The following is an 18,430-nucleotide window of genomic DNA, read 5'->3' as shown; positions in this document are numbered from 1 at the left end:
TTTAATTATTGCAGGAAGTGCCTAAAAGACCGCCTCGATAGAGTTCGTACGTACCTAACGGATCAGTTACATTATATTTAGTCTTCAATGTGTTAAAATACGTAGGCAAACTGTTGCCAAATGCGTCAGCAAGTCCGTTTAAGACTATCGCATAAGCATCCTGATTTGGCATATTGGGGTATAGTTGTTTTACAACTCCTTTTATATCTTCTACATAAGTTTCTGCCATAGCTTGATGTTGTTTTAACGCATTTTGGTAATATTGATTGTTATAGTTCATATACGCATGCATTATCTCATGAACAATTATAACTGCCCTAAACTCTTGACTTGCATCATTCAAGCTATGCATATTAAGCGTTATTTTCTGAGTATATCTGTTATTGCTTACACCTAAAACCTCGGTTTTAGCAGGTTCATTTTGAGAAGTATTTGTTTCTTGTTCAAAAATCAGATTTACTGTAGAATTAGCATCAAACACATCGTTAATTATATTGCTGATAGTAGTATTTAAGTTATCCTGCCTTAATAAAGTCAATACGTTCTTAGAGCATTGGTCTGTTAGATTGTCGGTGATATAAGGTGGATTGCCTCCACCCCCTCCATAATTTGGGCTATCGCCTGAACCGCTGCCACTTCCAGATCCGCTGCCTGATCCGCTACCACTACCGCCAGAACTGCCTCCTGGAATACAACTGGTGCAAATGGCTGGACACGTATGTCTTACATAATTCCAAATTTCTTGCACCGTGCAACCGTTAGAATCTTTTGTTGTAAGCACATAAAACTCAACATTACATTCCTCGCCTATATTATTAGGAACTCCAACTAAAATTTGTGGATAAGGACCACAAGAGTTAAGTCGTAATCTATTTGCTGATATCTGCACCCTCTTTGGTTTTGGTTTCTGCATAAAGCTCACTTCAGCAGTCGTTTGGATACCATCTTTATATGCAATGGATTTTATTGCATTGTAGTTAACGTCATATTTTAAAATAGCACCATTAAAACCCTTAATACTTCCGCTATCATAATTTTTCAACAAAAAGTCGAATTGATCATTAACGTTATACCTGAAACCGAGCAATTCAACAATAAGGCCATTGTTAATACTTAGTCCGTTTCCATCAAATACAAAAAAACGCCTTATACTAATGTCTTTATTGTCTATGTGTTTTTCTGGCGCAGGCACTAATATTAATGTTTTGCCAGATGTTGACTTAACCGTCCAGGCATCTTTCCAATAAGGTTTTAGCTTCAATGTGCCATCCATTTGTAAATGTTGCATGTACCAGATTTTGGCTGATTCCAGTAGCATTGACGGCGCTTCCTTACGATCATGTAAGTAATTATCTATATCGCGCTTGCATGCAAATAATAGCAGGCACAAGCCAAAGATTAGTGATAAGGAAAATAAGGTTCCCTTTTTCATTTGTGATTTTAGGTTAATGTAATTAAGGTTTGTGTTTAAACAGATATAAGTTAGCTACCTAGATTATTCCCTTTTAAGCTTTTGTAATGCTTGGCAACCAATTGGCTAACTCTTTTTCTAACTCTAAATAAAAGGCCTGCAACAGAATATATATGCCAATAGCCCATATGTACCCTGTTTGAACGAAAGTGCTAACGATTAGATCGATAGTATTTAAAAACTTTAAATCCTTGTTTAAAGTCTGATTTTTAAATTGAACTGCTTCTTATAGTTTGGTGTTAATATTCAAATATTTCCCATTAATTACTTTAACGTTTTTTATTGCATTTAAACTGGCATAAATATTTTTTTTATCTTTTATAATTCTTCCATCTATTGCAACTGGTAATAATTGGCCGGTACTATCAATGGAAAAGCGTTTATATATTTCTTTCAAACTAAGAATCTCTAACCCATCTTTTGGAATTAGCTCTAATACACCTGATATATTATTATCATTATACTTTGTCTTTATTTCTGATTTAGATACAAGTCTCTGTGATGCAATTTCTGATGATCTAATCACAAAGCTTGGCTCTGCAGTAATTATATCCCGACCATTTTCCATTTTTAATATTAAAAGTCCGTGCTTTGAAGTATCAGAATTGCCAATATGAATATCTTTTCTTCTATTTTGGCCAAAAGAGATCATGCTTATGAGCACAAGATGAATTAGTAGTATTAATGTCCTTTTCATGATTTTATTTTTTACTAGTAATTTCAATTAAATTATAAAACTGGTTAGGCTGTTTTTCGAAATAAGTACCAATTTGGGGATCAAAATACTCAATTGTCCCATCATCATTATAACCGGTTATCATCACTTCATGACCACTATTTGGCCCAACAAGTATTGATGCCAACAATGGATGACCGGCGTTGATCGCACTTTCAATAGTGCTTATTGATTCTGTATAATTGAAATACTTTGAAACTAACGCAGGAACTTCCGTCGAATTGATACCATTCTGAACAACATTGAGAAATATGGCGCCATAGGTGACTCCATCGGTTACCTTCGAATTGCAATAAGCCTGAAGTATGCTATGTTCAGTTGCGTTGGAATCAAAATACTTGGCTACCCACTCCATTGATTTAAAAACACATAAATTAGGAAACTGAGTATCAGTTGTAGAAGATGGAGGCAACTTATTTGAATTTGGCAATCTGTGGTCGGCATCACCAACGGTAACTACAACGCCCCCGTAGGGAGGTCCGCCAACACCACCAGAATTACTTCCACTCCCACTTCCACTCCCGCTCCCGTTCGATCCTGAACTTGATCCAGGGCATACGGTATACATGTACGTTCTAACTTCTGATGTGATACATTGACCGTCATAAGCACGCTCTACAGAATAGTATATAGTTCCTCCCGTGCAAAAAGTAGCAGGAAAGCCGATGTTTATTGGGGTAATCGGTTCGCAAGTTGTGTTAGTTTTCAAACCTGGTCTTCCAAACACAACTCCTCTATTTAAAATAGCGGAGCCGCTTTCTATGGTTGTAAGGTTGTTTGTACGAATTCCCTTTTTAAAACTACTTGTTGACAAAAGGTGGTAATTTAAATCATACTGAATTATATCACCGTTAAAACCCGTGATGTTATCGCGATCATAGTTTTTCAATAAGAAATCAAACTGATCGTTAACATCATATTTTACCCCAAGCAATTCTACTATAGTACCATTATTAACAGATGTACCGTTTCCGCCAAATATGAAAAAACGCCTTATACTAATATCTTTATTGTCTATGTGATTTTCGGGCGCGGGCACTAATATTAATGTTTTGCCAGATGTTGACTTAACCGTCCAGGCATCTTTCCAATAAGGTTTTAGCTTCAATGTGCCATCCATTTGCAAATGTTGCATGTACCAGATTTTGGCTGATTCCAGTAGCATTGACGGCGCTTCCTTACGATCATGTAAGTAATTATCTATATCGCGCTTGCATGCAAATAATAGCAGGCACAAGCCAAAAATTAATGATAAAGAAAATAAGGTTCCTTTTTTCATTTGTGATTTAAGGTTAATGTGATTTAAGGTTTGTGTTTAAACAGATAGGTGTTAACTAAAGCGCAACATCTCAAAACTCTGTCCTGCGTAATTAGATGTGTATCTTTTAGATTTTTTCATAAGTTAGGTTTATTGGTTTAATTTATGGTTATACTACAAATTTATAGTTAATTATCTATTTTGCAAGGTTTTGTAAAAGTTTCTCACTAAACCAATGGCGTTTTTAAAAATTTCATCCATTTTAACATTAAACAGGCTTCAAACTGTAGCGGCTTGCCTTTTGCTTATCATTATTATATTTTGGTGGTCGGTTAAATTGGATGTGTTACCAGGCCTGCATGGCGATGAGGCCTGGGCTGGATTAAATGCGCTAAAAATTAACTCAGAAGGCTTAAAAAGCTTAATGGGAATGAATAATTACACCGGCGCTTTACAACCCCTGCTGGCGGCAGTTGCCTTTAAACTTTTGGGAGCCGGGGTATATCAACTACGTATTGTTGGCGTACTTTTTAACTGCATATCCATGCTCTTGATAGCGTACGTATGCATTAAGTATAAGTTAATTAAAAATTTATATATTTTCTTTTTACTGATGGGCCAGGCTGCGCTATTTATTGTTTCGCCACGAATAGCTTGGGAGGTGAATAGCTTAACCTTATTATTCACCGTTATAAGCTTTTTAAGCTTATTCATTATTTACAATAAACGCAGCAACATTACTTTTTATGCATTATTATTCTGGATTGCCAATATTTTAGGTAGTTATAATCATGTTATATTTTCAAGTTTAGGTGTCGCATTATTTATGGGTCTTACCATATGGATGCTTTATCAAGATGATCAAAACTTTTGGAAGTTAACCGTAGTATGCGGAGTAAACATGATCAATTTGGTGGCGCTTTTTTTAATTACAAAATACTATGCGCCGCTATTAACAACACATAATTTATTTGAAATCTTTTTATTGATAGCAACTATTTTGTTGATCGAAGCACTTCTGCTGAATAACATTACTCAGATTAAAATTCAATATTCCGTTCTACCGGATTGGACTATCCGTGTTTTGATGGTTTTATTTGCGATCTGCTTTTTATATCATCACGGTATTGCGTTTTACGATCTATTATCTAACTATAAAATATATACGCACGTGTACTCGTGGCAAGGTAGTATAGTAATAACAGTACTACAGTCTGCCTGGGGTGCAATAATTTTGCTTTATTTAGCTTACTCGTGCTATTCAGCTATTATTAACAAAAGCCAATACCGCGTATTGGCAATAATACTTATTGTGTATTGCGGAATTTTACCGTTATATACCACAAGTTGCTCCTTTAGGTACTACTTAATTCTTTACGTTACTGCAGCCATATACCTCTCATTGCACAATGAGAGCAACAACGTACTTTCGCGGGTTTTCAAATACGGCTTATTGCTAAACTTTTGTATCACAAACCTTATACTGATCAGCATCTTTCAGCAAGATCGGGCATTAAAAGCGATTGAAATCAACATAGGAAACCATCAAACTGAAACTTCAGCCCATTTTCTACCTAATAAACCGTTGATGGATTTTCTTCGAGATAATGAAATTGATACGATTACTTTTTTTTCGGACCGATATTTTTTGGAACAGCCTATTATTTTTTTAAAAAAGTTACATCCATGGACAATACATAATGGTACTAACGCTATTGTTGATTATGACTATAGCGACAACCTGCATGGCGGCTATCTTTTTCAAAAAAAATAACTCACCGGTTAAACTCATAAATCAGCAGTGATGATCTGTTTATATCTTCGTTGTAAAATCTGTTTATAAACAAAGCGTAATCCGGTATACTTTGAAATACCTTTTTAAGCCCCGAATCTTTAAGCATTTGTTCAGCACGTGGCCCTGTTATATCGTCAGGAGACAATATAAGTAGATTAGTTTTCCCTTTAATCATCCAGTTTTTTAGATCATCTTTCCAAATAGACGCAACTTCTTTAGCGGATACGTTTTTATTATAATAAAAGGTATTTTTAGGAATGGCCCAGTCCCAATATGGGTTACTATCGCCTACATAAATAATCTGAATATTTTTACCGGCATAATTTTGAGCAATAAATTGTGAAACTGAAATGCGCGCCAGGCCGGCTCCTCGAAAGTTTAAAGCCAATAACCCTGCTATATTTAAAAAAATCAATACTATTACAGTAAGTTGGGCAACCTTTTGCTTAACAATAATTGTAGGCTTTAAACTTTGATACCCCAGAATCATGACCAATGGAGTCAGGTTGGCCAAAGGAAACAAAAAGCGTAGCTCCTTATGGGGTATAATCGAATGAATTATTAAGTAGTGCAAACTTACCCAAATGAGTATATGCTTAGGCTGTTTGACGGCTACAGCGATGTAGCTAATAAAAATAAGTATCCCAAATGGCCCCGGAGATTTTATTACATAGAGTATGATACCATACCAAGGTGATACACCATATTGCGAAGCTACGTCCTTAACTATATTTACGTAAAAATAATTGTAAAGCGTGAAACAAAACTCTCCATAAAACCACCGGTCAAAAAGGGCTCCTATCAATAAGACGATAGATATAGATGAAATGACCGTAGCTACGTGTTTTATTTTTGTGCCATTGAAAAACAACCAAATAATAAGGCTGCCCGCAATAATTGCCGATTGATATCTAAACAATATTGCTAAACCCAATACACAGCCGACAGTAATTGCATATAGCATAGTTGGAATGTGCTTTCGCTTTATAACTATAGCTATAGAAAGTAAAATAAATGCTCCTGACCACGTTTCTGACGAGAACCGAACGTTTATGTAAGGCAAATACCAAATAAAAAAAGACAATATAAAATACCCAAATAAATTTTTTTGCTCTATAAAACGTTGGGATGAAAGGATGAAATAACGGATAATTACAATCAACAAAACTGCGGTGATAACGCGTAATATGAACGCAAGTGTATGCGGATCATTTGCTCCTAAGTAACCCGCCGCTTTGAAAATCATAAAGCATACTACCGGTTGTAATGACGAACGAATTTGGTCATGAAACTCCCAGGCCAGGTCTTCCTTTTGTGCAAAGCCTAATTTATAATTAGCAAATTCTATTATCTGGTAATGTTCGTCAGCGTTATTATAACCCGAGCTTTTGTATGCAGTGAATAAATAAAAAAACAAAGCAAGAAGCGTAAGCCAGTTAAGCGAGAAGATACGGTTTAGTGAAAGCATTAATTTCAGCCTAGGTTTTAAAACTAAGGTAGTCAATTATACCAAATGATTGTCAAGCTCAAAACTATAATTTTTCTTATATTCACGCTAACTATAACCTTATGAACACAATGCTTCTTTATTTCCGTCAAATACAAATATCCCGTTTACATGTATTGATTATAGCTTTATGTATAGGCGCTATTTATTGGCAAGTATATGACTTTGACTTTTTAATTGGTTGGGATGACCAATGGTTTGTGACTAACAATTATACTACCAGCGGTTTTACACTTAACAATTTATACCACATCTTTGCTGATTATTATTACGGTCAGTATGCACCATTAAATCAATTATATTATACAACCCTTTACATCTTTTTTGGGTACAATCCGGGTTATTATCATTTAATGAGTGTATTGTTACATCTGACGAACAGCATATTGGTATATATTTTTATTCAGCATTTAAATGCTGAAATTTTTTTGAAAATTGGCAATCAAAAAAATATTGCATTCGTCACGGCCTTGCTGTTTGGTATTTTACCTATAAATATGGAGCCTGTAGCTTGGGTGGCTGCATCAAAAGTTGAGCTGTATGCCCTGTTTTATCTGCTGGCACTCATAACTTATTTAAAATACATTAATAGTAATAAGGCGTATTATTTTTATTGGGTACTTTTTTTATATGCGCTATCGTTTGGTGCTAAAGAACAAGCCGTTACACTTCCGGTATGTATGTTATTACTTGATTATTCTGAAGGTAAAAGCTTTCGCAATAAATTGATTTGGATTGAAAAAATCCCTGTATTTATTTTGTCTGTTCTTTTTGGCTTTATTACAATAGATTCTCAACAGGTTGATGAAAGAGATTTTTATGACATATTTCAACGATTGCCTCTTTCGTTTTATACAATAAGTGAATATGCTACTAAATGCATAATACCAGTAAACTTATCATATCTATATCCATTTCCCTTTCAAAAAGGCGAAAATATGCCATATTGGCTTTATATTCACTTAATCGCTATTCCATTGATTCCTTACCTGCTGAAGGACATTCTCAGAGCAAAATGGGTAATAATCAGCTGCTGCTTTTTTCTTATTCACATACTGTTAGTAAGCAATCTTTTCTCAATAGCAAGATTCTCAATAACAGCGGACAGGTATGTTTACATTGCCTCAATTGGGAGTTGCCTATTAATTACGAACAGTTTCTTTTATTTGAAAAATAAGGTTAAACAAAGAAAAAATTTACGTGTTCTGGCGTTCGCTTACATAATTTATTTAGCTGCTTACGCTTATCTACACCTTCCCACATGGAGCAACACATTAGCTTTAAAATCGAATATAAAAGAGATTATTTTACAGCGTGAAGAACACATAAAACAGCGACCATGACACTTAAAATCAAAATTGGGTTATTTCTATCCTTGGTAATTTTAATAACTAATTTAATTATAGCAACCAGATACTATAATTTAAATAGCATAACATTGCCTCAATTTTATCTGTGGCAAGCAGGCATAGATAACTGATCTTTAACTCGCTGATCATGCTTTTGACTTGGTTGGTTATTTAAGTGGCTTTTATTAAAAATTTATATAATATATTTTACTAACATGTTTCGTTAGCCCAGACACTTTAAAATAAATCAATTGTTGCCAAATTATTGTACTAAATTTTTATAGAATTTTTGAGAATAAAGGAGATTCGAGTTTCCGGTTCACCATAATACCGGCTTAAATAGGAAGTTTTATTTGATAAGTGAAATCTATCAGATCAAATAATAGTAATTATTTTTGAATGGAAAGCTTATGCTTTTCCAGAAAAGATCGCAAGGTTTCCGGTTTTACCGCATAAACTGCTGCGTCCTGCTGGTCAACCTTATGTCGCTTAACATCCATCCATTCATAGCTTCTGGCTATTCCTGTACCGTTGAAGTTTTATCCAGAATTGCTATGAGGATAAAATTATATTTTTTAACTTTGTAATGCAAAGTACTTTTAAATATGACATTAGCTGTAAAATTAGATGCCCTTCATTACAGGGCCAGAGCCAACCGATGGATGCGCTATTTCACAACATTTACCCGATTGGCGCTCGCTGCGGGGTTTTTACCCGCAGGGTATGTGAAGATCATCGGGGAGCGCTTTACCGATCTGCATAATAATCAACCAATGGGCCACTACCTCGAAGCGCTGCACCATACGGGTTATTATTACACTTTTATAGGCTATGCACAAGTACTGGCTGCCTTGTTATTGCTCATTCCACGTACCGTTTTACTGGGCACCTTGCTCTATTTGCCCATTATCCTGAATATTTGTATCCTTTCATTCGCGGTCAGGTTTGAAGGCTCCTTACTTACGGCGCCCTTAATGGTTATTGCCTGCATATACCTGCTCTGCTGGCATTACGAAAGGATTAAATATATTTTCCCGTTCAATAACCCGCCGTTCGTCCGGCCGGTGCAGAATAGCCGTTTTCCGAAACTATTCTTCGCCGTTGTTATCGCCACTTTTTTGGCTGTTGGCTTTACCGTTACGCACTTGTACAAACTTATGCCACGCAATACACAGGTTGATTGCGAAACACAATGCGACGATAGCGAGAACCCTGAGGCGTGCAAGGTATTCTGCGAATCGATACACAATAACGGGCAGGATTTGGATAAGAGCTTAAAAGATTACGAGCGCGCTTTAAAACAAAAAAAATAAAGATACAACTTGCCGCTTTAATAAGATGAGTAAAAAAACTGCTGCTTTTTACAATTACTTTTCCTTCCTGTACCCTATTGTAGATGTATTTCTGAAACCTCAAAAAACCGTACTGTTTAAAGAGGTTAACGCTATGCCCATTGGCAAGTTGCTGGAGATTGGCGTTGGGAACGGGGCACACTTTAAGCACTACAAAAAACATGAAATTACCGGCATTGACACCTCTGCAACGATGCTGGAGACCGCCCGCAAAAACAGATCGGGCAATATTAGTATTTTGGAAATGAGCGGCGAAGCGATTAAATTCAGTGATGAGGCATTTGATTACGTCGTATTATCGCATGTTATTGCAGTTGTAAATAACCCGCAGTTGCTATTGGCTGAAGCTTACCGCGTATTGAAACCCGGCGGGCAAGTATTTATCCTCAATCATTTTACAACTGATAATTGGCTTAGATACATTGACCAAAGTTTTCAACAGATCGCTAAGCTTCTCCATTTTAAATCCGTTTTCCGCATAGAGGATATACCGGCAATAAAAAAATTCGAATTAAGAAAGCAGATCAACCTGGGTATCGCATCGTATTTCAAACTGCTTATTTACCAAAAACCATGAGAAAGCAATATGCTTTGATAACTACAGCGCTGCTTATAAGCCTGTTTATCTATCTGTTTTACCGAACGGAAAAGACCTTGGTGAACCAGCTTTTAATTTGGCTGATTTCGGTTGAAACGTATACACATATAAAAGCTATTGTTGTAAACGCGCTGCCTTTAAATAACATAGTGGTATATTCATTACCCGAGGGCTTATGGATATTTTGCATAACACTAACTTCTAAACCTTACCATTTTATAATATTTGGCAGGCGCTTCAACTGCCTGTACATGCCATTACTGTTTTGCCTTTCGTTGGAGATATTGCAAATGATCCATGTAACTAACGGCCGTTTTGATTGGATGGACATTGGCATGTCGGTTTTGTTTTGGCTGTTTGGCTGTTACAATTTTAACCCCAAAGAGGAAAAGCAGCATATATTTACTTCGTTAAACTCAAAAACGCTGGTCTGTTTAATCAGTTACGGCATCGTTTACTTAGCACACGTTTTTAAATAGAAGCGGCATGAATATCATTAAAAAACATTTGGCAGGCTACCGGTACTCCGTTAACGGAATTTGGTTAGCGTTTCGTAGTGAACCCAACATGATTTTCCACTTTGTTGCTGCTATTGCGGTGATCCTGACAAACAGCCTGCTTAACGTCGATCGCACGGCATGGCTCATCACGCTTATGCTGATTGGCTTAGCCTGGATGGCAGAACTTTTCAATACGGCCATCGAAAAGCTGGCCGACCGCGTAACTAAAGAACAAGATCTGCTTATCGGACAGGTAAAGGATATTGCTTCGGGCGCCGTGCTGATCATTTGCGTATTTGCCGTTATATGCGCTCTGATCATATATATACCTTACCTTTTTTGAGATGCGCATCATAACCTGTTACTGCTGCTTATGACACAAATCTGAAACAGACGTTTCAGATTTTATTTACCTTTGCATCGTAATGGCAAGGAATGTAGAATTTAACGAAGCTGAAGCTATCCGGAAAGCGATGGAGGTTTTCTGGAAGAAGGGCTATAACGCTACATCACTTCGCGACCTCACCGAGGCTATGCAGATCAACAGCAGCAGCCTGTATAACACCATCGGTGATAAGCAGGAGTTGTTTGTACGTTGCGTACAGCATTATACAGATATCAGGAAACAGGATTGGGACAAACGCCTGGCAAGCAAAAGGTCGCCCTTAGCCGTGTTGGTGGATTATATTCACGAAGCGGTGAACATCATCATCAATGGCGAGGACAGCTGCATGGCCGTAAAAAGCGCGTTCGAGGTAGCTACTAATGATGAGCGGGTAAAGCAAATACTGGCAGCCGACGATCAGCGTTCGTACCGGTTTCTGCATGACTTGATTAAAAAAGCTATGGACAAAGGCGAAATCCACGCCGATGAAGACCCGGGATTATTGGCCGATTATTTTAACAGCGCCTGGGCCGGCTGGTACGAATCCTATATCCTGCATAAGGATCCGGTCAAGATTAAACGCATGGCAGAGTATTTTATTAAACAATTAACTAAATAATTTTTTTAATATATTCTGAAACATTTGTTTCAGAATATCAAACACACAAATCATGGAATTGAAAGATCTCAAAGGAAAAAGAGCCCTGGTTACAGGTGGTACCAAAGGTATTGGTAAAGCAATTGCCGACGAGTTAGCCGCCGCAGGCGCAACGGTTATTGTTAGCGCCCGCACAAAACCCGACGAAACTACTCACCATTTTATCGCTGCGGATTTAACTAACTCCGACCAGGTAACCGCGCTGGCTAATGAGATAGAGAACACGTTTGGCGGTATTGATATACTGATTAATAACGTTGGCGGACTCACCACGCCCGGCGGCGGCCACAGCACGCTTACCGACGCGCACTGGCACCAGGAGCTTGACCTGAACCTCATCGCCGCTATCCGGCTGGACAGGATTTTACTGCCGCAAATGATCGAACAAAAAAGCGGCGTAATTATCCATATCTCTTCAGTTGCCGGGAAACAGGCCTTATGGAATTTAAATATGGCCTACGCCGTATCTAAGGCCGCATTAAACAGTTACAGCAAAGCCCTGGCTACAGAACTGGCCGACAAAGGTGTGCGTGTATTGACTGTTTCACCCGGTGCTACCAGGACAGAACCGATGGTGAAGTTTTTAAATGATTATGCAGCCTCGGCGGGTATAACACCGGAAGAGGGAATGAAACAACTGATGGCGCAAACAGGTGGCATACCAATGGGCCGCATGGCCGAGCCGGAAGAAGTTGCTCAGCTTGTCCACTTTCTGGTATCACCATCTGCCGCTTACCTTACCGGCACAATTTACGCCATTGACGGCGGTTCGCTGCCGGTGGTGTCATAAGCAATAATTTAAGTGTTGCTGCAGCGAATATTGGGGAATATATATCTTCTTAATACCAAAAAAAGCGTTGGCAGATTTTAATCTGTCAACGCTTTTATGGTTTGCTGATGTTTCATAATCTTAATTATCAGCCGAATATTTTACGGATTGCCTGCGCAGCAGGCTGATTACCACATAAGCCCCTACCATAGCCGGAATGAACAGCAGGAACGAGCGTTGCAGCAACGTAAAGATCGGTATGGCGGTTTTAGGCACTATTTTGCCGAATAATACCGATATGCCCACCTCAGCAAAGCCGCTGCCACCCGGGCTCGGCGCAAAGTAGATCATGAACTGGATCAATATCTGTATAGAAATAACCTGTACCAAACTGGTGTTAATACCCAGGCCCAGCAATATCACATACTGTAAACAGTACTTGTTTAAATAAAGTACGGTAGTTATCAGTATGCTTAACGGAAACAGCCAGGGGTTTTGCTTCAATATTACACTACAGGTTTGCTGATAACGTGCTATATTAGCGCCTGATTTTTCAGCCCATCTATACAAATTCTCTTTTTTCTTCGGGATTATTTTGGAGAGCAGAACGGCTATTTGCTTAATGGCGGCACCTATCCACGTGGGTTTCCAAAACGCTAATAAAAAAGCTACCAAAAACAGGAGGAAGAAGATAAAGCCATACTGCAGCATGGCCGGCACTATACCGCTTACGTAGCTGGTATCCATCAGCATAATGGCTATAAAGCCGGCAGCGGGCATAAATATCAACGTAGCGCCCATGTTGATAAGGCTTATCGCGAAGGCATCAATAAAAGTGACCCCATTGCTGGTGTACACATAAATTTGCGCCGGTCCTGCCCCCCCATGCGCGGGTGTTACTGCGCCCATAAACATATTGGCTACATTAGCCTTAAAACTCACCCATTGCGATACGCCGGGTGCCAGTTTTTGTATGTAAATATGGTTACGCCAGCCGCCCAGCATCAGGTCAACAAACAGCATAAGCAGGCATATTACTATATACTTACCTGATATGTGTGAAAGCGCTTTTACCGCATCGCCGGTATTATTATAAAAGAATATACCCGCGATGGTGATAATGGTAATCAACGCGAACCATAACGAGCCCTTGATAATCAGCTGTTTATTAAATACCGATTCTTTTTCAGGCTGCTTATCTTCTTCGGCGGTGGCTGGTGTGGTGGGGTTAGTTTGCATGGTTTAAAATAGCGGTTCGCCTTGAGATGATTGTGGGGTGATGCCTTTCCATTTCAAAATGGTATTGAAAAGGTCGGCAGTGCGGGCCGGATGCGTGGCCCAGTTTTTTTGATTATAAATAAGCGGCACATGCATATGCAGCCTGTGCAGCGAACCATGCGAGCCTACGTGCTCCGGGTATTCCCAAAAGTCGCGCAGATCATGCCCCAGGCTGGCGCTTAATACAATATCGCCCGCCCGGCGGCTTTGAAACAATTGATGGATCTGGAACAGCGCATCCGGGTATTCGCCTTCAAACGTCGCTTCCAATGCTGCACGATGACCGGTTACCATAACATCGCCGCCCAGTTTAAGCGTGTCGGCAGTTTCAGGGCGGTAGCTGTAGGTCTCCCCTTCTTTCCTGATCAGCGCGCGCCCGTTCCGGTTGTGCACATAATAGGTATTCTCAGCTTCGCCACGATAAGTGGAAAAGTCGATGGCGTTCTCATTCAATAATTTATCAAAGCGCTCCTTGCCCATCAGCTCAAATATCTGCTTTTCGCGCAGCACATAGTCGCCTTTATGGTCAAGCAAATGTACCGCGCCAAAGGAGTTACCTGATATCATCACCGCTGACTTTGGGTTACTTTTCCAGATAACCGGATAATAAACCGATTTAAGGCCGTTGTTGGTGAACCAGTCGCCCACATCCAAATGGGTGTGCGTTGGGGTAAGGCCATGGTCTGACGTCAGCACAAAAAGGGTATCATCCCATTTGCCTTGTTTTTGCAGCAGCGCACGCACTTCGCCCAAGCTGTTATCTACTATTTTATAAGCCTCAATGGTACGTTCGTCGCGCACGTGGTGGTAATGCGAATCCCAGTCGACACTCGGGAACACCGCGAAAAGAAAATCAAAATCCTTACCCGATTGCAGCATCTCCATCACGCGTTGATGCCCCTGGTGATCTACCGGGTGATGGTGTTTCCAAAAGTGCGCACGGGTGTATAGCAAGCCTTTGCCCTTTTTACCCAGATCATACTCATCCTTAACATTACGGGTGATCATGTTGTACAGATTATACGATTCACCCATCAGCTCAAAAAGCGTAGGCTTATCTGCCGGCATGTCCGTGTTAAAAAAAGCAGCTTCGGGTCCGCAATACGAGCGCATGGCCATTTTGTTCCAGCGGCTGCGTTTAAACTCCTGCTTATCAAACCAGCGTATACCGGTAATGCCCATAGTGCCGGGATAGTGCCCCGTCAAAAACGGCAGATAGGCGGGGCCTGTAGTTGACGGGAAACAACTGGTAGCCTTGCGGTAAGTGCCCTCATCAATTATACGTTTTATATTAGGTAGGGTGCCATTGGCTATCAGCTCGGGCATTATTTCGCTGTGAGCTCCATCCACCAGGTAAAACAACACCCGCTTTTTATTATGCATTTATATAATGGTAATTAATTGTGATTTAAAGTTTATGAACCGTAAAGATAAAGATAACAATCAGATTATTACTGCCCGCTCACCATAACGCCATAAACTGGCTTTAATGATGTACCTGTTAATTAATTTGCAGATATTATTTGTTTTATCTTACCTTTGCATCAATTCCTGATCTGTTAACTTTTTAAATATCAAGGAATCATGACTGAATTTATTCACATATCGCCCCTTTCGCCTAAAGCCTGACCGGCCGCCGCATTCCCTGTTTTTATTTTTTGAAAACGCTTAGCTGATGTTGCCATTTATGCAACCGGTTAAATATTTGGCCTGCCTGTTAGTATGGTTGCTGTAGCACCATGAAAGGGTATATCCCATCCACGGGATGAATAAAACCCGTAATTAAATCAATTTATTTAGTCGACACGCAATTGCAGTGTGCAGGTATATCCGCATTCATCCTTAACAGAGATGCTGCCGCCCTGTACATACAAATTGCGTTTAAAATCATCCGGAGAGGTAACTAAGAAAATATACCGACCGGATTTTAAAATCATACCCTCACATGGGCAATTTAAAAACAAAAGATTTAAGCAAAATTGGCTATACCGATAATCAGCTGCGTAGTTTGGTGATCAATATAGCTTCAAAACATTTTAAACACCATACCAACGGACAGTTGCTTAGCCTGCTGACTGATATTTTACAGCGGCCCGAGCAATACCTCAATGACGTGGTGGCGTGCAAAATAGCCGAAAAAATAATAGGGAAACCCGAAGAGGCGGCATTTACGGTGCATGAACTACGGCAACAGCCGCAACCCTATAAAACTTACGGTGCCCGCAACATTGAAGCCGCGGCGCATACGCAAATGGAACTGGCCATGCAATTGCCGGTTAGCTTACAGGGAACGCTTATGCCTGATGCCCATATGGGTTTCGGTTTGCCAATTGGCGGTGTGCTGGCTACTGATAACGCGGTGATACCGTATGCCGTAGGTATGGATATTGGCTGCCGCATGGCCTTATCTATTGTGGATGAAAGCGAGAGTTTTTTTAACCGCTATGCCTACCAGGTAAAACAAGCGCTAAAAAACCATACCCATTTTGGGATGGAAGGCGGGCTTGACGTAAGGCAGGAACATGAGGTATTGGATAGCCCGGTGTTTCGTGAACTTCCGTTTCTGCGGCCATTGCACGGTAAGGCGGTGAGGCAGTTGGGTACATCAGGCAACGGCAACCACTTTGTGGAGTTTGGTACGATTGAGCTTGCCGCCGATAACACTTTGGGGCTGCCCGCTAAAAAGTATGTGGCCTTGCTTTCGCATTCAGGCAGCCGGGGTTTAGGCGCGGCTATTGCCAAGCACTATACCCAGCTGGCCATGAATACCTGTAAACTGCCGCGCCATGCGCAGCCATTAGCCTGGCTGGATATGGATACCGAAGCCGGGCAGGAATACTGGCTTGCCATGACCCTGGCCGGAGATTACGCGCGGGCTTGCCACGAGCGTATACACGCAAACCTGTTAAAAGCATTGGGTTTAAAGCCGCTAACTGTTATTGAGAACCATCACAACTTTGCCTGGAAGGATAAACTAGCCGACGGCCGCGAGGCAATTATACATCGCAAAGGCGCCACACCTGCCCATGCCGGTGAAATGGGCATTATTCCCGGTAGCATGACTACACCCGCTTACCTGGTGGCTGGTAAAGGTATAGGCGATGCATTGTACTCTGCATCGCACGGCGCGGGCCGGGCCATGAGCAGGCAAAAAGCAAAAAACAGCATGACGGTTTCGGGCCTGAAAAAGCTGCTCGCAAATGCTGATGTAACGCTTATTGGCGGCAGCGTGGAAGAGAATCCGCAGGCTTATAAAAACATTGATAAAGTGATGGAAGCCCAACACGCGCTGGTAGATGTTCAGGGCAGGTTTATGCCTAAACTAGTAAGGATGAGTAAAGAGTAATTACATGAAAAAAATTATAATACAAATAACCTCCGGTAAAGGCCCGGCCGAATGCTGCCGGGCAGTTGCCCGGGTTTACCGGTTGATGCTGCAACAAGCCGAACAACAAAATATTAAAACACAAGCGCTTGAATTAGTGGCTGGCGAAAATAAAGAAACATTCAGATCGGCCACGTTTACGGCTGAAGGTAATGAGCTAAGCAGCTTTACAGCTGCCTGGCACGGAACCGTGCAATGGATAGCAGAAAGCCCCTATCGTAAGGGGCACAAGCGTAAAAACTGGTTTGTGGGTGTTGCCGTGTTTGATGTTAAAGCTTTGCCTGTATGGAATGATGCCGATGTACGAATAGAAACCTGCCGGGCTTCGGGGCCTGGCGGACAGAACGTAAACAAGGTTGAAACCGCCGTGCGCGGCACACACGCACCATCAGGCATACAGGTTTTGGCAATGGACAGCCGTTCGCAACTCGAAAATAAAAAGCTTTGCCTTGAGCGTTTACAAGCTAAAGTAATGGCCCTGCAGGCAGAACAACTGATTGCCCGGCAACAGCAACAATGGCTCAGCCACCACGCGTTGGAACGTGGTAATCCCGTAAGAATCATCCGCGAAAAACTGTAAGTGGAACAGAGAAAATCGCGTCGTGCTAAAAGGTGCGGCGCGATTATTTTCTTTGTACGATGTTTAAGTACAAGCTATCAGGACAGCCCTTTGTGAAGCATTTGTGCCAGCCACGATAGCTTTTCGTCATATTTCGGGAAACGCTCAAATAATATAATGTCCATCTCGAAGCTTTTAAAAGCCGTGTATAACGTCTCGGCCAAAAACATGCGGTCTTCCTCGTTCAGGGGTTTTATTTCCTTGTTCTCCATCGCCCATACAATTATTCCGTCCATAACCGCGAGCTCGTCATCCAGCATGATTCTTGACCGCGTGAGGATCACCGCCGGGTCGGCTTTTAAATCGGCCATCAGCAATTCATACGTTACCATCAGCTCTTTAATTTTTTCCAGCTTCAGGCTAAAATATTTTTCAATGTTGATTGCAAATGAATGCTCTTTACTGATTACCAGCAGGCAATCCTGAATAATGGCCGACATTATTTTGATCGCCACGGCATCAAGCACTTCATTTTTGTTGCCAAAGTATTTATAAACGGTACTGCGTACTTTTTTTGCCTCTTTGGAGATATCCTGCATGGTTACCCGCAAATACCCGTACTTCTGAAAAGCGATCTCAGCGCCGGCTATAATCTCTTCCCGCACGCCGTCACCCGCAGTTTCCTGCTTCTTTTTAAATAAATCTGTGATTTTAAAACAGTTCATGTTCACGCCCCGCCGGCAAAAATGGTAAATCTTAAGTCATAAAAATAAAAAACCTATAAAACATACGGACATTTTATGTGTTTTTGTATTCGACTCAAAAAGCAG

18 protein-coding genes are annotated in these 18,430 nt (G+C 40.4%); 10 read left to right on the top strand and 8 right to left on the bottom strand.

Translation table 11 applies throughout. From position 1 onward, the window contains the following. Position 1 precedes the first annotated feature (1 nt). From ABD960_RS01980 to ABD960_RS01970, 3 genes are all read right to left on the bottom strand, one after another. The gene (locus tag ABD960_RS01980; RefSeq protein WP_345329235.1) at positions 2 to 1,432 is read right to left on the bottom strand and encodes a hypothetical protein; all 1,431 of its coding nucleotides are present in this window, start codon (positions 1,430 to 1,432) and stop codon (positions 2 to 4) included. 265 nt (positions 1,433 to 1,697) lie between these two features. Beyond that, on the bottom strand, positions 1,698 to 2,168 hold the full coding sequence (locus tag ABD960_RS01975; protein ID WP_345329234.1) for a hypothetical protein: 471 nt from the start codon (positions 2,166 to 2,168) through the stop codon (positions 1,698 to 1,700). 4 nt (positions 2,169 to 2,172) lie between these two features. Further along, positions 2,173 to 3,486, bottom strand: coding sequence for a C39 family peptidase (locus ABD960_RS01970; protein ID WP_345329233.1), 1,314 nt, complete (start codon positions 3,484 to 3,486; stop codon positions 2,173 to 2,175). Between the two features lie 214 nt (positions 3,487 to 3,700). On the opposite strand from ABD960_RS01970, the gene ABD960_RS01965 reads away from it, so the two are divergent. Beyond that, positions 3,701 to 5,239, top strand: coding sequence for a hypothetical protein (locus tag ABD960_RS01965; protein ID WP_345329232.1), 1,539 nt, complete (start codon positions 3,701 to 3,703; stop codon positions 5,237 to 5,239). A gap of 1 nt (position 5,240) precedes the next feature. Here ABD960_RS01965 and ABD960_RS01960 read toward each other — a convergent pair whose 3' ends face one another. Then, positions 5,241 to 6,728, bottom strand: a complete 1,488-nt coding sequence (locus ABD960_RS01960) for a glycosyltransferase family protein (protein WP_345329231.1) — start codon at positions 6,726 to 6,728, stop codon at positions 5,241 to 5,243. 101 nt (positions 6,729 to 6,829) lie between these two features. On the opposite strand from ABD960_RS01960, the gene ABD960_RS01955 reads away from it, so the two are divergent. The 7 genes from ABD960_RS01955 to ABD960_RS01925 all read left to right on the top strand — a co-directional run bounded on the left by ABD960_RS01955 (position 6,830) and on the right by ABD960_RS01925 (position 12,399). Further along, positions 6,830 to 8,110 carry a hypothetical protein gene (locus ABD960_RS01955; protein WP_345329230.1) on the top strand — a complete coding sequence of 427 codons (1,281 nt, stop codon included), beginning with the start codon at positions 6,830 to 6,832 and terminating at the stop codon, positions 8,108 to 8,110. A gap of 611 nt (positions 8,111 to 8,721) precedes the next feature. Further along, a complete protein-coding gene (locus ABD960_RS01950) occupies positions 8,722 to 9,429 on the top strand; it encodes a hypothetical protein (RefSeq protein WP_345329229.1) in 708 nt (235 codons plus the stop codon). Between the two features lie 25 nt (positions 9,430 to 9,454). After that, a complete protein-coding gene (locus ABD960_RS01945) occupies positions 9,455 to 10,045 on the top strand; it encodes a class I SAM-dependent methyltransferase (protein ID WP_345329228.1) in 591 nt (196 codons plus the stop codon). Then, on the top strand, positions 10,042 to 10,545 hold the full coding sequence (locus tag ABD960_RS01940) for a hypothetical protein (RefSeq protein WP_345329227.1): 504 nt from the start codon (positions 10,042 to 10,044) through the stop codon (positions 10,543 to 10,545). Before ABD960_RS01945 ends, ABD960_RS01940 begins: the two co-directional genes overlap by 4 nt. Positions 10,546 to 10,552: 7 nt before the next feature. Continuing rightward, positions 10,553 to 10,909 (top strand): diacylglycerol kinase family protein, encoded by a 357-nt coding sequence (locus tag ABD960_RS01935; RefSeq protein WP_345329226.1) that lies wholly within the window; start codon positions 10,553 to 10,555, stop codon positions 10,907 to 10,909. A gap of 82 nt (positions 10,910 to 10,991) precedes the next feature. Then, positions 10,992 to 11,570 carry a TetR/AcrR family transcriptional regulator gene (locus ABD960_RS01930; protein ID WP_345329225.1) on the top strand — a complete coding sequence of 193 codons (579 nt, stop codon included), beginning with the start codon at positions 10,992 to 10,994 and terminating at the stop codon, positions 11,568 to 11,570. Positions 11,571 to 11,622: 52 nt separating this feature from the next. Beyond that, positions 11,623 to 12,399, top strand: a complete 777-nt coding sequence (locus ABD960_RS01925; protein WP_345329224.1) for an SDR family oxidoreductase — start codon at positions 11,623 to 11,625, stop codon at positions 12,397 to 12,399. Positions 12,400 to 12,519: 120 nt separating this feature from the next. Here the strand turns inward: ABD960_RS01925 and ABD960_RS01920 are convergent, their stop codons facing one another. From ABD960_RS01920 to ABD960_RS01910, 3 genes are all read right to left on the bottom strand, one after another. Further along, a complete protein-coding gene (locus ABD960_RS01920; RefSeq protein ID WP_345329223.1) occupies positions 12,520 to 13,617 on the bottom strand; it encodes a lysylphosphatidylglycerol synthase transmembrane domain-containing protein in 1,098 nt (365 codons plus the stop codon). A gap of 3 nt (positions 13,618 to 13,620) precedes the next feature. Then, a complete protein-coding gene (locus ABD960_RS01915; protein WP_345329222.1) occupies positions 13,621 to 15,039 on the bottom strand; it encodes an alkaline phosphatase family protein in 1,419 nt (472 codons plus the stop codon). A 413-nt stretch (positions 15,040 to 15,452) separates the two neighbouring features. After that, entirely contained in the window at positions 15,453 to 15,593 is a 141-nt protein-coding gene (locus ABD960_RS01910) for a hypothetical protein (protein ID WP_345329221.1), read from the bottom strand. 8 nt (positions 15,594 to 15,601) lie between these two features. On the opposite strand from ABD960_RS01910, the gene ABD960_RS01905 reads away from it, so the two are divergent. Together ABD960_RS01905 and prfH are read left to right on the top strand one after the other, a co-directional pair. Continuing rightward, positions 15,602 to 17,002: an RtcB family protein gene (locus ABD960_RS01905; RefSeq protein ID WP_345329220.1), complete on the top strand. Its 1,401-nt coding sequence runs from the start codon at positions 15,602 to 15,604 to the stop codon at positions 17,000 to 17,002. A gap of 4 nt (positions 17,003 to 17,006) precedes the next feature. Then, positions 17,007 to 17,621 (top strand): peptide chain release factor H, encoded by a 615-nt coding sequence (gene prfH / locus ABD960_RS01900; protein ID WP_345329219.1) that lies wholly within the window; start codon positions 17,007 to 17,009, stop codon positions 17,619 to 17,621. A 77-nt stretch (positions 17,622 to 17,698) separates the two neighbouring features. Here prfH and ABD960_RS01895 read toward each other — a convergent pair whose 3' ends face one another. Next, positions 17,699 to 18,325 (bottom strand): TetR/AcrR family transcriptional regulator, encoded by a 627-nt coding sequence (locus tag ABD960_RS01895; RefSeq protein ID WP_345329218.1) that lies wholly within the window; start codon positions 18,323 to 18,325, stop codon positions 17,699 to 17,701. Positions 18,326 to 18,430: the final 105 nt, after the last annotated feature.

It is taken from the genome of Mucilaginibacter defluvii (genome assembly GCF_039543225.1).
In the GTDB taxonomy this organism is placed as follows: domain Bacteria; phylum Bacteroidota; class Bacteroidia; order Sphingobacteriales; family Sphingobacteriaceae; genus Mucilaginibacter; species Mucilaginibacter defluvii.
This window is presented reverse-complemented; position numbering and strand designations above follow the sequence as displayed.

Coding starts and splice junctions, on each gene's coding strand:
- ABD960_RS01980 (WP_345329235.1), bottom strand. CDS start 1,432: ATGAAAAAGGGAACCTTATTTTCCTTATCACTAATCTTTGGCTTGTGC.
- ABD960_RS01975 (WP_345329234.1), bottom strand. CDS start 2,168: ATGAAAAGGACATTAATACTACTAATTCATCTTGTGCTCATAAGCATG.
- ABD960_RS01970 (WP_345329233.1), bottom strand. CDS start 3,486: ATGAAAAAAGGAACCTTATTTTCTTTATCATTAATTTTTGGCTTGTGC.
- ABD960_RS01965 (WP_345329232.1), top strand. CDS start 3,701: ATGGCGTTTTTAAAAATTTCATCCATTTTAACATTAAACAGGCTTCAA.
- ABD960_RS01960 (WP_345329231.1), bottom strand. CDS start 6,728: ATGCTTTCACTAAACCGTATCTTCTCGCTTAACTGGCTTACGCTTCTT.
- ABD960_RS01955 (WP_345329230.1), top strand. CDS start 6,830: ATGAACACAATGCTTCTTTATTTCCGTCAAATACAAATATCCCGTTTA.
- ABD960_RS01950 (WP_345329229.1), top strand. CDS start 8,722: ATGACATTAGCTGTAAAATTAGATGCCCTTCATTACAGGGCCAGAGCC.
- ABD960_RS01945 (WP_345329228.1), top strand. CDS start 9,455: ATGAGTAAAAAAACTGCTGCTTTTTACAATTACTTTTCCTTCCTGTAC.
- ABD960_RS01940 (WP_345329227.1), top strand. CDS start 10,042: ATGAGAAAGCAATATGCTTTGATAACTACAGCGCTGCTTATAAGCCTG.
- ABD960_RS01935 (WP_345329226.1), top strand. CDS start 10,553: ATGAATATCATTAAAAAACATTTGGCAGGCTACCGGTACTCCGTTAAC.
- ABD960_RS01930 (WP_345329225.1), top strand. CDS start 10,992: ATGGCAAGGAATGTAGAATTTAACGAAGCTGAAGCTATCCGGAAAGCG.
- ABD960_RS01925 (WP_345329224.1), top strand. CDS start 11,623: ATGGAATTGAAAGATCTCAAAGGAAAAAGAGCCCTGGTTACAGGTGGT.
- ABD960_RS01920 (WP_345329223.1), bottom strand. CDS start 13,617: ATGCAAACTAACCCCACCACACCAGCCACCGCCGAAGAAGATAAGCAG.
- ABD960_RS01915 (WP_345329222.1), bottom strand. CDS start 15,039: ATGCATAATAAAAAGCGGGTGTTGTTTTACCTGGTGGATGGAGCTCAC.
- ABD960_RS01910 (WP_345329221.1), bottom strand. CDS start 15,593: ATGATTTTAAAATCCGGTCGGTATATTTTCTTAGTTACCTCTCCGGAT.
- ABD960_RS01905 (WP_345329220.1), top strand. CDS start 15,602: ATGGGCAATTTAAAAACAAAAGATTTAAGCAAAATTGGCTATACCGAT.
- prfH (WP_345329219.1), top strand. CDS start 17,007: ATGAAAAAAATTATAATACAAATAACCTCCGGTAAAGGCCCGGCCGAA.
- ABD960_RS01895 (WP_345329218.1), bottom strand. CDS start 18,325: ATGAACTGTTTTAAAATCACAGATTTATTTAAAAAGAAGCAGGAAACT.